Origin of the sequence: Streptomyces sp. NPDC001796 (assembly GCF_042892355.1) — a bacterium.
In the GTDB taxonomy this organism is placed as follows: domain Bacteria; phylum Actinomycetota; class Actinomycetes; order Streptomycetales; family Streptomycetaceae; genus Streptomyces.
In genome coordinates, this window is sequence record NZ_JBIAUC010000001.1 from 146,189 (window position 1) to 158,816 (window position 12,628).

Sequence of the window (12,628 nt, forward strand, 5' to 3'; positions counted from 1 at the left end):
CTGTGCGTGCGCCCGGTCGCTCTGTGTACGAAACGACAGGCCACCGCCCCTTACGAACCGGCCGGTCGGGCTTTACTCTGATGCCTGCTCGAGGGTTACTCGTGAGTTAAACAAAAGGTCTCGAGTGACCGCAGCCGCAACGATCCAGCAGCAATGAGCCAGCCAGCCGCACCGCCGCGGGCCCCGGAGGATGTCGTGAGCGACACACAGACTTTGATCGAGAACCGTCCGCCCTCCGTGGCGGCGCTCTTCCTGGAGCGCGTGGCGGCCACGCCGGACGCCGAGGCCTACCGCTACCCCGTACCCCCGGCCTCCGGCGAGGGCCCCGACGACTGGAAGTCGCTGAGCTGGGGCGAGGCCGCCGAGCGGGTCCACGCGATCGCGGCCGGGCTCATCGAACTGGGCGTCCAGCCCGAGCAGCGCGTCGCTCTCGCCTCATCCACCCGGGTCGAGTGGATCCTCGCCGACCTCGGCATCCTGTGCGCCGGTGCCGCCACGACCACCATCTATCCGCAGACCAACGCCGAGGAGTCGGCCTTCATCCTGTCCGACTCCCAGAGCAAGGTCCTCGTCGCGGAGAACGCCGAGCAGCTCGCCAAGGCACAGCAGAAGCGCGACGAGCTGCCCGCTCTGACCCACATCGTGGTGATCGACCCGGCGGGCGCCGAGACCGGCGACGGGGTGCTCACCCTGGCCGAACTGGAGCAGCGCGGCGCCGCCTACCTGGAGAAGCACCCCGAGCTGATCAAGGAACGGGTCGGCGCGATCACCAAGGACCAGCTCGCCACGCTCATCTACACCTCGGGTACCACCGGCCGCCCCAAGGGCGTGCGGCTGCCGCACGACAACTGGGCGTACATGGCGAAGGCGATCGCCGCGACCGGGCTGCTCGGTCCCGAGGACGTGCAGTACCTGTGGCTGCCGCTCGCCCACGTCTTCGGCAAGGTGCTCACCTCCGGTCAGATCGAGGTCGGGCACGTCACCGCCGTCGACGGCCGCGTCGACAAGATCATCGAGAATCTGCCGGTCGTCCAGCCGACGTACATGGCCGCCGTGCCGCGCATCTTCGAGAAGGTCTACAACGGCGTCGCGGCCAAGGCCCGCGCGGGCGGACCGGCCAAGTACAAGATCTTCCAGTGGGCGGCCGAGGTGGCCCGCGAGTACGCCAAGGTCTCGCAGGACAACTTCCGCCGCACCGGCACCCACGCCGTGCCGTTCGGCCTGGGCGCCAAGCACAAGGTCGCGGACACCCTCGTCTACGCCAAGATCCGTGAGGCGTTCGGCGGCCGGCTGCGCGCCTGCGTCTCCGGCTCGGCCGCCCTCGCGCCCGAGATCGGGTACTTCTTCGCGGGCGCCGGCATCCACATCCTGGAGGGCTACGGCCTCACCGAGTCCTCCGCGGCCTCCTTCGTCAACCCCGGCGAGGCCTACCGCACGGGCACGGTCGGCAAGCCGCTGCCCGGCACGGAGGTGCGCATCGCGGACGACGGCGAGATCCTGCTGCGCGGCCCCGGCATCATGGAGGGCTACCACGGGCTGCCCGAGAAGACCGCCGAGGTGCTGGAGCCGGACGGCTGGTTCCACACCGGTGACATCGGCGAGCTGTCGCCCGACGGGTACCTGCGCATCACCGACCGCAAGAAGGACCTCATCAAGACCTCCGGCGGCAAGTACATCGCGCCCGCCGAGGTCGAGGGACAGTTCAAGGCGGTGTGCCCGTACGTCTCCAACATCCTCGTGCACGGCGCCGACCGTAACTTCTGCACCGCGCTCATCGCGCTCGACGAGGTCGCGATCCTGGAGTGGGCGAAGGAGAACGGCCTGGAGGGCAAGTCCTACGCCGACGTCGTGGCCGCCCCGCAGACGGTCGAGATGGTCGACGGCTATGTCAAGCAGCTCAACGAGGGCCTCCAGCGCTGGCAGACCATCAAGAAGTTCCGGCTGCTGCCGCGCGACCTCGATGTGGAGCACGGGGAGATCACGCCCAGCCTGAAGCTGAAGCGGCCGGTGGTCGAACGGGAGTACAAGCACCTGATCGACGAGATGTACGCGGGGACGCGCGAAGCGTAGGGGTGTCAGGGCGCCTGGCCCCCGGCCGCCCACCGCTGTAACTCCCGGACCCGGCGCCGTAGTTCCGCCGGGTCCGGGGGTTCGTCCGCCGACAGGCGTTCCTCCAGCTCGGCCAGGCCCTCCCGCAGCCGCTCCAACCGCCTGCTCTTGCGGTACAGGTCGAGGAACACCGTCACCTTGGCCCGCAGCACCCATGGATCGAACGGTTTCGTCAGATAGTCCGCGGCCCCCGTCGCGTACCCCCGGAAGGCATACCCGGCCTCCGCGTCCGAGCCGGTCAGGAAGACGATCGGGACGTCCTTGGTCCGGTCCAGACGTTTGATGTGCGCGGCCGTCTCGAAACCGTCCATGCCCGGCATGCGGATGTCCAGCAGGACCACCGCGAACCGGCGCTCCAGCAGCGCCTTCATCGCCTCCTCGCCCGAACGCGCCCGCACCAGCGGCTCGTTGAGCGAGCGGAGCACGGCCTCCAGCGCGGTCAGGTTGTCCTCCATGTCGTCGACGAGGAGGATGCCGGCGCTGTCCTCGGACGCTTTCTCAGTAGGCATGCCCTGCTCGAATCTGTCCGTCTTCGACCACATGCGTAGCACGGTTCTCACTCATGGCGGGCCACTTCGGTAACTCGGTGCTTATGAGCGGGGTCAGTCTGTCACCCTGTCCGCATCGCCACAGGCTCATTCGACCGAACTGCCCGGGGAGCTGTCCATGGGGCCCATTCCCACCCAACGGGAGACCGCCTCCCGCGCCCCCGACGTGCTCGAGTCAGCAGGTCTGCGCACGTTGGTGCGAGTGACGCTGCCCGGCAGCCCGCTCGCCGCCGGCAACGCCCGCCGGCTCCTGCGCGGTGCCCTCAGCGAGTGGCGCCGGGCCGCCGAGGCCGACGCCGTCACCGAGCGGCCGTCCGACGACGCCCTGCTCGTCGTCAGCGAACTCGTGACCAACGCCGTCGTGCACGCCGGCACGGATGTCGAGCTGGTCTGCCGCCTCATGGACGCGCAGGGCGAGTCGCCCGGGATCTTCGTCGAGGTCTCCGACCACCACCCCTCCCGCGCCGTACGGGACGACGGCTCCGACCGCCCGTACGGCATACCGGAGTACGGGCGCGGACTGCGCCTCGTCTCCTCCCTCTCCACGGCCTGGGGAGTGACCTACCGCACCGGCGCCAAGACCGTCTGGGCGCTGGTTCCCCTGCACGCCGCACTGGACGCCCAGGACGGGGTCGAGGGGTACGCCGGAGACAGCGCCCTGGGACGCGGGCTGAGCCCGGCCGAGATACTCGGGCCCGAACTGTCCGCGTTCGCCGAGCCCGGGCGCGGCCAGCACGACCGGGAGTGGCGGGGCCGCGGTGCGCTGTCCTTCCTGGCCGAGGCGTCCGACCTGCTCGCCGGGCAGCTCGACGAGGACCTGGTCGCCGCGCTGACCGGGCAGCTGATCGTGCCCCGGCTCGCCGACTGGTGCGCGGTGTGGCTGGAGGACGAGGCGACCGGCTGGCGTGGCCCGTCGGCGCCGGGCGCGGCCGGGCCCCGGCTCGCCCGCGTCTGGCACGGCAGCGAGAACCGCATCGAGGAACTGCGCCGGGCCCTGGAGAAGGACCCGCCCCGGCTGCCCGAGTCGGTGCGTTCCCGGGCGGTGCCCGTGCCCTGGCCCGGCGAGGCGCTGGGCCCGCGGGGCACGACCGGCGCGGCGCTCGCCTACCGGCTGATCGCGGGCGGGCGGCCGCTCGGGACGCTCGTCATCGGGCGGGCCGGGTTGCTGCGCTTCCCCGACGAGATCACCGGACTCGTCGAGGACCTCAGCCGCCGGGTGGCGCTGGCCATCGGGGCGGCCCGGCAGTACGCGCGCCAGGCCACCATCAGCCGGGTGCTCCAGCGCGGGCTGCTGCCGGGGGCGGTCGCCGAGATCCCCGGGGTGAGCAGCGCACTTGTGTACGAGCCGTGCGACATGGGCGGACCGAGCGGTGACTTCTACGACATCTTCCCCGCCGGCCAGGGACGGTGGTGCTTCGCGCTCGGCGATGTCCAGGGCAAGGGACCGGAGGCCGCGGTCGTGATCGGGCTCGCCCGGCCCTGGCTGCGGCTGCTGGCCCGCGAGGGCTACGACGTCCCCGACGTCCTGGACCGCCTCAACCAGCTCCTGCTCGACGACGCCACGGAGGCGTCCGACGCGGCGGCGCGGGCGCTGGTCGCGGCGGGCACACCGATGCCGGTCGCCGAGGAGGTTCCCCACGCCCGCTTCCTCTCCCTCCTCTACGGGGAACTGGTCCCCTTCGACGGTGGAGTGCGCTGCACGCTCGCGTCGGCCGGGCATCCGCTGCCGCTGCTGCTCGGCCCGGACGGTGACGTACGGGCCGTGGCCCAGCCGCAGACGCTGCTGGGGGTCGTCGAGGACGAGACGTACACGTGCGAGACCTTCGATCTGCGCTCCGGCGACACGCTGCTGTGCGTCACCGACGGGGTGACCGAGCGGCGCAGCGGGTCCCGCCAGTTCGACGACGGCGACGGGCTCGCGGCGGCCCTGGCGGGCTGCGCCGGGATGAACGCCGAGCTGGTCGCCGAGCGGATCAGGACGCTGGTGCACGAGTTCGGGGCAAGGCCTCCGGAGGACGATCTGGCGCTGCTGGTGCTGCAGGCGGAATGAGGACCTCTGGGGGATGAGGACCTCTGGGGGAATGAGGACTCTGGCGGGATGAGGACCTCTGGGGGAACGAGGATCTCTGCGGAATGAGGACTTCTGGCAGTACGGGACAATGGAGGACATGCCTTCCGCACTCCCCGACGGCGAACCGGTCCCCGACGACGGCGCGCTGCCCGCGCACGCGCTCACCGGGCCCGCCGAGCGCCCCCTCGGGTTCTACCTCCATGTGCCGTACTGCGCGACGCGCTGCGGCTACTGCGACTTCAACACGTACACGGCGACGGAGCTGCGGGGCACGGGAGGCGTCCTCGCCTCCCGGGACAACTACGCGTCGACCCTGATCGACGAGGTCCGCCTGGCCCGCAAGGTGCTGGGCGACGACCCTCGCGAGGTGCGCACGGTCTTCGTCGGGGGCGGTACTCCGACGCTGCTGGCCGCGGACGACCTCGTACGGATGCTGGGGGCGATCCGCGACGAGTTCGGCCTCGCGGAGGACGCGGAGGTGACCACGGAGGCGAACCCGGAGTCGGTCGATCCGGCGTATCTGGCCACCCTGCGCGAGGGCGGCTTCACCCGGATCTCCTTCGGCATGCAGAGTGCCCGCCCGCACGTCCTGAAGATCCTCGACCGCACGCACACCCCGGGCCGTCCCGAGGCGTGCGTGGCCGAGGCGCGAGCGGCGGGCTTCGAACACGTGAACCTGGACCTGATCTACGGCACACCGGGGGAGTCGGACGACGACTGGCGGGCCTCCCTGGAGGCGGCGCTGGGGGCGGCCCCGGACCACATCTCGGCGTACGCGCTGATCGTGGAGGAGGGCACGCAGCTCGCGCGCCGCATCCGCCGCGGCGAGATCCCGATGACCGACGACGACGTGCACGCGGACCGCTATCTGATCGCCGACGAGGTGCTGGGGTCGGCGGGCTACGACTGGTACGAGGTCTCCAACTGGGCCACGTCGGCCGCCGGCCGCTGTCTGCACAACGAGCTGTACTGGCGCGGCGCGGACTGGTGGGGTGCGGGTCCGGGTGCGCACAGCCACGTGGGGGGCGTCCGCTGGTGGAACGTGAAGCATCCGGGGGCGTACGCGGCGGCGCTGGCGGCCGGGCGGTCGCCGGGGGCCGGGCGGGAGGTCCTGTCGGAGGAGGACCGCCGGGTGGAGCGCATCCTGCTGGAGCTGCGGCTGCGGGAGGGGGTGCCGTTGGCCCTGCTGCGGGAGGAGGGGCTCGCGGCTTCCCGCCGGGCGCTGGGAGAGGGGCTGCTGGAGGCGGGGCCGTACGAGGAGGGGCGGGCCGTGCTCACGCTGCGGGGGCGGCTGCTGGCGGACGCGGTGGTGCGGGACCTGGTGGACTGATCACTCCCGAGGCCTGTCGGGAAGGGAGAGCACGCCGACTACCAGCGCCGGCAGATCACCAAGTTCGGGGCGCCGCTGCCGGTGGAGGATTTGGACTCGAACTGGACACCACCGGGTTCGGAACGTTCCCCGGCGTCAAGCCCCACCGCTCCCCGTAACGAAGTCGATCAACTCCTCCACCCTCCCCAGCAACTCGGGCTCCAGATCCTTGTAAGACCGGACCCGCTTCAGGATCGCCTGCCAGACCGCGCCGGTGTTGTCCGTCGGCCACCCCAGTGCCCGGCACACCCCCGTCTTCCAGTCCTGCCCGCGTGGGACCTTCGGCCACCGCTCGATCCCCAGGGACGCCGGCTTCACCGCCTCCCAGATGTCGATGTACGGGTGCCCGACCACCAGCGCGTGCTCACTCGTCACCGACTGCGCGATCCGCCACTCCTTCGTACCCGGCACCAGGTGGTCCACCAGGACGCCGAGCCGCGCGTCCGGGCCGGGAGAGAAGGACTCCACGATCGACGGCAGGTCGTCGACGCCCTCCAGGTACTCCACCACCACGCCCTCGATGCGCAGGTCGTCGCCCCAGACCTTTTCCACCAGTTCCGCGTCGTGGCGGCCTTCCACATAGATGCGGCCTGCGCGGGCCACCCTCGCGCGCGCCCCCGGAACGGCCACCGAGCCCGACGCCGTACGCGTGGGGCGCACCGGCGCCTTCCCGGCAGGACGCACCAGGGTCACCGTCCTGCCCTCCAGCAGGAAACCCCCCGGCTCCAGCGGAAACACCCGGTGCTTCCCGTAGCGGTCCTCCAGCGTCACCGTGCCCGCCTCGCAGCGGATCACCGCGCCGCAGAACCCCGTGCGCGGCTCCTCCACCACCAGACCGGGGTCCGCCGGGACCTCCGGGACGGGCTTCGGCTTCTTCCACGGCGGGGTCAGGTCCGGAGAGTACTGGCGCATTCGGATGACGATAGGAGAAGGCAACCGCGAGGTCCCACGACACGCCGGGATTCGCTACGACACGGCGAAACGCGCCGCCAGCTCGTCCCGCTGCGCCCGTACGAACCCGGCGTCCACCACCGCCCCGTGCCCCGGCACGTACACCGCGTTCTCGCCGCCAACCTCCAGCAGCCGGTCCAGGGCCGCAGGCCAGTGAGAGGGGATCGCGTCCGGGCCCGCCTGCGGCTCGCCGGACTCCTCCACCAGGTCCCCGCAGAACACCACTTCCGGCTCCCCGGGGTCCCCGGGCACGAACACCACAAGATCGTGGGCCGTGTGGCCCGGCCCCACGTTCGCCAGCAGCACCTGCACCCCGCCCAGGTCCAGCGTCCACTCGCCCGAGACCAGGTGGCGCGGGCGGACCAGCGCGTCCGCCGCCTCGGTGGCCCGAGCGGGATCCAGACCGTTGCGCACCGCGTCCGCGATCAGTTCCGCCCGCCCGTGGGCCAGCACCCCGTCGACGCCCACCGCACCGAACACCTCCGCGCCCGCGAACGCCGCCGCCCCGAAGACATGGTCGAAGTGCGGATGGGTGAGCGCGAGATGCGTCACACGCCGGTCTCCGCCGAGCGGCTCCAGCAGCCGCTCCGCCGCGCCGCGCAACCGCGCGCCCTCGGCCAGGCTCGACCCGGCGTCCACCAGCAGCGCCGCGTCATCGCCCACCACCAGCCCGGCCGTGCAGTCCCAGACCGGAAGCCTGGCCCGCCCCACGCGCGCACTGAGCTCCTCCCACCCGGACCCTTCCCACAACACCGTCATACGGCGACGCTATCCGCGGGTGCCCGACCCGGCAGGACAGGCCGGTACAGGTCGGTACACCTCGGCACGGCACCGGCGCTCGCCCTTGCCGGGTGTGTACCCGACAGCCGTACACTGGGCCGGGGAATGCTGGCACTCGCAAGTGCAGAGTGCCAGGGGAAAGCGCCAAGGGGACATGACCGCTGGAGGTGTGCGCGATGCTCAGTGAACGCAGGCTCGAGGTGCTGCGCGCCATCGTCCAGGACTACGTCGGCACCGAGGAGCCGGTGGGTTCCAAGGCCCTGACCGAGCGGCACAACCTCGGCGTCTCCCCGGCCACCGTCCGCAACGACATGGCCGCGCTGGAGGAGGAGGGGTACATCGCCCAGCCGCACACCAGCGCCGGACGCATTCCCACGGACAAGGGCTACCGCCTCTTCGTCGACAAGCTCGCGGCCGTCAAGCCGATGAGCCCGCCCGAGCGCCGCGCGATCCAGAACTTCCTGGAGGGCGCCGTCGACCTCGACGACGTGGTGGCGCGCACGGTGCGGCTGCTCGCACAGCTCACCCGGCAGGTCGCCGTGGTGCAGTACCCGTCGCTGACACGTTCGACCGTGCGCCACGTGGAACTGCTGTCGATGGCGCCCGCGCGTGTGATGCTCGTGCTGATCACCGACACCGGCCGGGTCGAGCAGCGCATGATCGACTGCCCGGCGCCGTTCGGTGAGACGTCGCTCGCGGACCTGCGCGCTCGGCTCAACAGCCGGGTCGCAGGCCGCCGCTTCGCGGACGTCCCGCAGCTCGTGCAGGATCTGCCCGAGGCGTTCGAGGAGCCGGAGGACCGCGGCACGGTCTCGACGGTTCTCTCCACCCTCCTCGAGACGCTCGTGGAGGAGACCGAGGAGCGGCTGATGATCGGCGGCACCGCGAACCTGACGCGCTTCGCGCATGACTTCCCTCTCACCATCCGCCCCGTCCTGGAGGCGCTGGAGGAGCAGGTCGTGCTCCTCAAACTGCTGGGTGAGGCGAAGGATCCGGCCATGCGGGTACGTATCGGTCATGAGAACGCGCACGAAGGACTCAACTCCACGTCCATCGTCTCCGTGGGCTACGGTTCGGGCGGCGAGGCAGTAGCGAAACTCGGCGTGGTCGGACCGACCCGCATGGATTACCCGGGAACGATGGGAGCGGTACGAGCGGTGGCACGGTACGTCGGACAGATCCTGGCGGAGTCGTAAGTGGCCACGGACTACTACGCCGTACTCGGCGTGCGCCGCGACGCGTCGCAGGAAGAGATCAAGAAGGCGTTCCGCCGGCTCGCCCGCGAGCTGCACCCGGACGTCAATCCCGATCCGAAGACGCAGGAGCGGTTCAAGGAGATCAACGCCGCGTACGAGGTGCTCTCGGACCCGCAGAAGAAGCAGGTCTACGACCTCGGCGGCGACCCGCTGTCCCAGTCGGGCGGCGCCGGCGCGGGCGGCTTCGGCGCGGGCGGCTTCGGCAACTTCTCCGACATCATGGACGCGTTCTTCGGCACGGCGTCGCAGCGCGGTCCGCGCTCGCGCACCCGCCGGGGCCAGGACGCGATGATCCGGCTCGAGGTCGAGCTGGACGAGGCGGCCTTCGGCACGACGAAGGACATCCAGGTCGACACGGCCGTCGTCTGCAACACCTGCAACGGCGAGGGCGCCGCGCCCGGTACGTCCGCGCAGACCTGTGACATGTGCCGTGGTCGCGGTGAGGTCTCGCAGGTCACCCGGTCCTTCCTGGGCCAGGTCATGACCTCCCGGCCGTGCCCGCAGTGCCAGGGCTTCGGCACGATCGTCCCGAACCCGTGCCCGGAGTGCGCCGGTGACGGGCGGGTGCGCTCGCGCCGCACGCTCACCGTGAAGATCCCGGCCGGTGTCGACAACGGCACCCGGATCCAGCTCGCGGGCGAGGGCGAGGTCGGCCCCGGCGGCGGTCCGGCCGGCGACCTGTACGTCGAGATCCACGAGCTGCCGCACAAGACCTTCCAGCGCCGCGGCGACGATCTGCACTGCACGGTCACCATCCCGATGACGGCGGCGGCCCTCGGCACCAAGGTGCCGCTGGAGACGCTGGACGGCCTGGAAGAGGTCGACATCCGTCCCGGTACCCAGTCCGGGCAGTCGATCCCGCTGCACAACCGCGGTGTCACGCATCTGCGCGGCGGTGGCCGGGGCGACCTGGTCGTCCATGTGGAGGTCCAGACGCCCACCAAGCTGGACCCGGAGCAGGAGCGACTGCTGCGCGAGCTGGCGAAGCTGCGCGGCGAGGAGCGGCCGCAGGGTCAGTTCCAGCCGGGGCAGCAGGGGCTGTTCTCGCGGTTGAAGGACGCGTTCAACGGGCGCTGACGGTGTCGGCCCCCGGCGCTGGACGGGCGTCCGGCGCCGGGGTGGCCGTCCCTTGAGCTGCCTTCGAACTGTTCTCTTTCCTCCGGCGTATGCCACAGGAACGGTGGATTCGGACTTGTTCGAAGGACGTGACAACATGCCGTCATGTCCTCCCTGACCGATCTCCTCCCACACCCGATCGTGCAGGCCCCCATGGCCGGCGGCGTCTCCGTGCCGCAGCTCGCCGCCGCCGTGTCCGAGGCCGGTGGCCTGGGGTTCCTCGCGGCCGGGTACAAGACCGCCGACGGGATGTACCAGGAGATCAAGCAGCTCCGCGGGCTGACCCACCGCCCCTTCGGCGTGAACGTGTTCATGCCGCAGCCGGAACATCCCGGTGCAGCCACCGGCTCCACCGGAGCGGCCGGTGCCGCGCGGCCCTGTGCGGCCGCCGTCGAGGTCTATGCCAACCAGCTCGCCGGTGAGGCCACCTGGTACGAGACCGAGCTCGGCGACCGCGACAGCGGCCGTGACGACGGCTACGACGCCAAACTCGCCGTCCTCCTGGACGACCCGGTCCCGGTCGTCTCCTTCCACTTCGGGGTCCCGGCCCCGGACGTCCTGGAGTCCCTGCGTCGGCTGGGCACCCTCACCCTGGTCACCGCGACCACCGCCGAGGAGGCCCTCGCCGTGCAGGAGGCCGGCGCGGACGCGGTGATCGCGCAGGGCGTCGAGGCCGGCGGCCACCAGGGCACCCATCGGGACAGTCAGGAGAACGACGGCGCCGGCATCGGGCTGCTCTCGCTGCTCGCCCAGGTCCGCGAGACCGTGAGCATCCCGGTCGTCGCCTCCGGAGGCATCATGCGCGGCAGCCAGATCGCCGCCGTCCTCGCCGCGGGGGCGAGCGCCGCTCAGCTCGGCACCGCGTTCCTCGCCACGCCCGAGTCCGGTGCCCACCCCGCGCACAAGCAGGCGCTGACCGACCCCCACTTCGTCCGCACCGAGCTGACCCGGGCGTTCTCCGGACGCCCGGCCCGCGGTCTGGTCAACCGGTTCATGCGCGAACACGGCCCCTACGCGCCCGCCGCGTACCCCGAGGTCCACCACCTCACCTCCCCCCTGCGCAAGGCGGCCGCCAAGGCCGGTGACGCGCAGGGCATGGCCCTGTGGGCGGGCCAGGGCCACCGCCTGGCGCGGGACCTGCCCGCCGGCCGGCTGGTGGAGGTGCTGGTCGCGGAACTTCAGGAGGCGGCGACAGCGTTGCCGGCGGGAGGTGCGGGGCGATGACGGCGCCGGTGTTCGTGGTGGAGGACTTCCGCGCCGGTCCCGCGGGCCGGTACGTCCTCGACGGCCCCGAGGGACGCCATGCGGTGTCCGTGAAGCGGCTGCGCCCGGGGGAGACCGTCGTGCTGACCGACGGCGCCGGGCGGTGGGCGGAGTGCGAGGTCCTCGACACCGAGGGCAAGGACCGACTGGTCGTGCACATGCACGGGGTGAACGAGGAGCCCGTGGAGTCTCCCCGTATCACCGTCGTCCAGGCCCTCCCCAAGGGCGACCGCGGTGAGCTGGCCGTGGAGACCATGACCGAGGTCGGCGTCGACGCGATCGTCCCCTGGCAGGCCTCGCGGTGCATCACCCAGTGGAAGGGCGACCGCGGGCTGAAGGCGCTCGGCAAGTGGCGGGCCACCGCCCGCGAGGCGGGCAAGCAGTCGCGCCGGGTGCGCTTCCCGGAGGTCGCGGACGCGGCGACCACCAAGCAGGTTGCCGCACTTCTCGCCAAAGCCGACTTCGCCGCCGTGCTCCACTCGGACTTCGAGTACGGCAGCGAGCCGCTCGCCACCGCCCAACTGCCCGCCGAGGGCGAGATCGTGCTGGTCGTCGGGCCCGAAGGCGGCATCTCCTCCGAGGAGTTGGCGCTGTTCCGGGGGGCCGGTGCGAAGGCGTACGTCCTCGGGCGTAGCGTCCTTCGTACATCGACCGCCGGCACCGCGGCGGCCGCGCTGCTGCTCGGCCGCACGGGCCGCTGGTCCTGACGCACGGATCTCCAACGGATCCATCGAGCCACCGGGGGAACGCCATGGAACTCGCCCAGGTGCGGCTGCTGGTCACGGACTTCGCGGCCTGCTACCGCTTCTACGCCGACGTGCTCGGTCTCAAGCCGCAGTCGGGCGCGGCCGACGGGCCGTACGAGAAGTTCAGCCCGGCCACCGGATCCGCGGGCATCGCGCTGCAGGACCGGGCGATGATGGCCCAGGTCCTCGGCGAACTGGGCGACGAGGCAACCGGCCACCGCTCGCTGGTGGTGCTGCGCGTGGACGACCTGGACGCGTACTGCGCCGAGATCACCTCCCGCGGCGCGACCCTGCTGCACGGCCCGGCCGCCATGACCGACCGTATGCGCGTCGCCCACCTGAAGGACCCCGAGGGCAATCTGGTGGAACTTCAGCAGTGGCTGCTGCTGCGCGGCTGACGGCGGGGCGCTCGCGTGACC

The 12,628-nt window shown here is 71.6% G+C and carries 11 protein-coding genes; 8 read left to right on the forward strand and 3 right to left on the reverse strand.

Features of this window, described 5'->3' with window-relative positions; translation table 11 throughout:
* The first annotated feature begins 195 nt into the window (after window positions 1-195).
* Window positions 196-2,070, forward strand: a complete 1,875-nt coding sequence (locus tag ACFYZE_RS00630) for an AMP-dependent synthetase/ligase (protein ID WP_388986367.1) — start codon at window positions 196-198, stop codon at window positions 2,068-2,070.
* Window positions 2,071-2,075: 5 nt separating this feature from the next.
* Here the strand turns inward: ACFYZE_RS00630 and ACFYZE_RS00635 are convergent, their stop codons facing one another.
* Window positions 2,076-2,618: a two-component system response regulator gene (locus ACFYZE_RS00635; protein ID WP_388986370.1), complete on the reverse strand. Its 543-nt coding sequence runs from the start codon at window positions 2,616-2,618 to the stop codon at window positions 2,076-2,078.
* A gap of 157 nt (window positions 2,619-2,775) precedes the next feature.
* Here ACFYZE_RS00635 and ACFYZE_RS00640 point away from each other — a divergent pair, with 157 nt between their 5' ends.
* Together ACFYZE_RS00640 and hemW are read left to right on the forward strand one after the other, a co-directional pair.
* A complete protein-coding gene (locus ACFYZE_RS00640) occupies window positions 2,776-4,707 on the forward strand; it encodes a SpoIIE family protein phosphatase (RefSeq protein ID WP_388986373.1) in 1,932 nt (643 codons plus the stop codon).
* A 118-nt stretch (window positions 4,708-4,825) separates the two neighbouring features.
* Window positions 4,826-6,058 (forward strand): radical SAM family heme chaperone HemW, encoded by a 1,233-nt coding sequence (hemW, locus tag ACFYZE_RS00645; protein ID WP_388986377.1) that lies wholly within the window; start codon window positions 4,826-4,828, stop codon window positions 6,056-6,058.
* A 135-nt stretch (window positions 6,059-6,193) separates the two neighbouring features.
* On the opposite strand, the gene ACFYZE_RS00650 is transcribed toward hemW, so the two are convergent.
* Both ACFYZE_RS00650 and ACFYZE_RS00655 read right to left on the reverse strand, forming a co-directional pair.
* Window positions 6,194-7,009, reverse strand: coding sequence for a DUF3097 domain-containing protein (locus ACFYZE_RS00650; protein ID WP_388986380.1), 816 nt, complete (start codon window positions 7,007-7,009; stop codon window positions 6,194-6,196).
* Between the two features lie 54 nt (window positions 7,010-7,063).
* Window positions 7,064-7,807: an MBL fold metallo-hydrolase gene (locus ACFYZE_RS00655; RefSeq protein ID WP_388986383.1), complete on the reverse strand. Its 744-nt coding sequence runs from the start codon at window positions 7,805-7,807 to the stop codon at window positions 7,064-7,066.
* Window positions 7,808-8,004: 197 nt separating this feature from the next.
* Here ACFYZE_RS00655 and hrcA point away from each other — a divergent pair, with 197 nt between their 5' ends.
* The 5 genes from hrcA to ACFYZE_RS00680 all read left to right on the forward strand — a co-directional run bounded on the left by hrcA (window position 8,005) and on the right by ACFYZE_RS00680 (window position 12,607).
* Window positions 8,005-9,024, forward strand: a complete 1,020-nt coding sequence (hrcA, locus tag ACFYZE_RS00660) for a heat-inducible transcriptional repressor HrcA (RefSeq protein WP_388986386.1) — start codon at window positions 8,005-8,007, stop codon at window positions 9,022-9,024.
* On the forward strand, window positions 9,025-10,161 hold the full coding sequence (dnaJ, locus tag ACFYZE_RS00665; protein ID WP_388986389.1) for a molecular chaperone DnaJ: 1,137 nt from the start codon (window positions 9,025-9,027) through the stop codon (window positions 10,159-10,161).
* Window positions 10,162-10,305: 144 nt separating this feature from the next.
* Window positions 10,306-11,424, forward strand: a complete 1,119-nt coding sequence (locus tag ACFYZE_RS00670; RefSeq protein ID WP_388986392.1) for a nitronate monooxygenase — start codon at window positions 10,306-10,308, stop codon at window positions 11,422-11,424.
* A complete protein-coding gene (locus tag ACFYZE_RS00675) occupies window positions 11,421-12,170 on the forward strand; it encodes a 16S rRNA (uracil(1498)-N(3))-methyltransferase (protein ID WP_388986394.1) in 750 nt (249 codons plus the stop codon). Before ACFYZE_RS00670 ends, ACFYZE_RS00675 begins: the two co-directional genes overlap by 4 nt.
* A 44-nt stretch (window positions 12,171-12,214) precedes the next feature.
* Complete coding sequence (locus ACFYZE_RS00680; RefSeq protein WP_388986397.1) at window positions 12,215-12,607, forward strand: VOC family protein; 393 nt, start codon at window positions 12,215-12,217, stop codon at window positions 12,605-12,607.
* The last annotated feature ends 21 nt before the right edge of the window (window positions 12,608-12,628 follow it).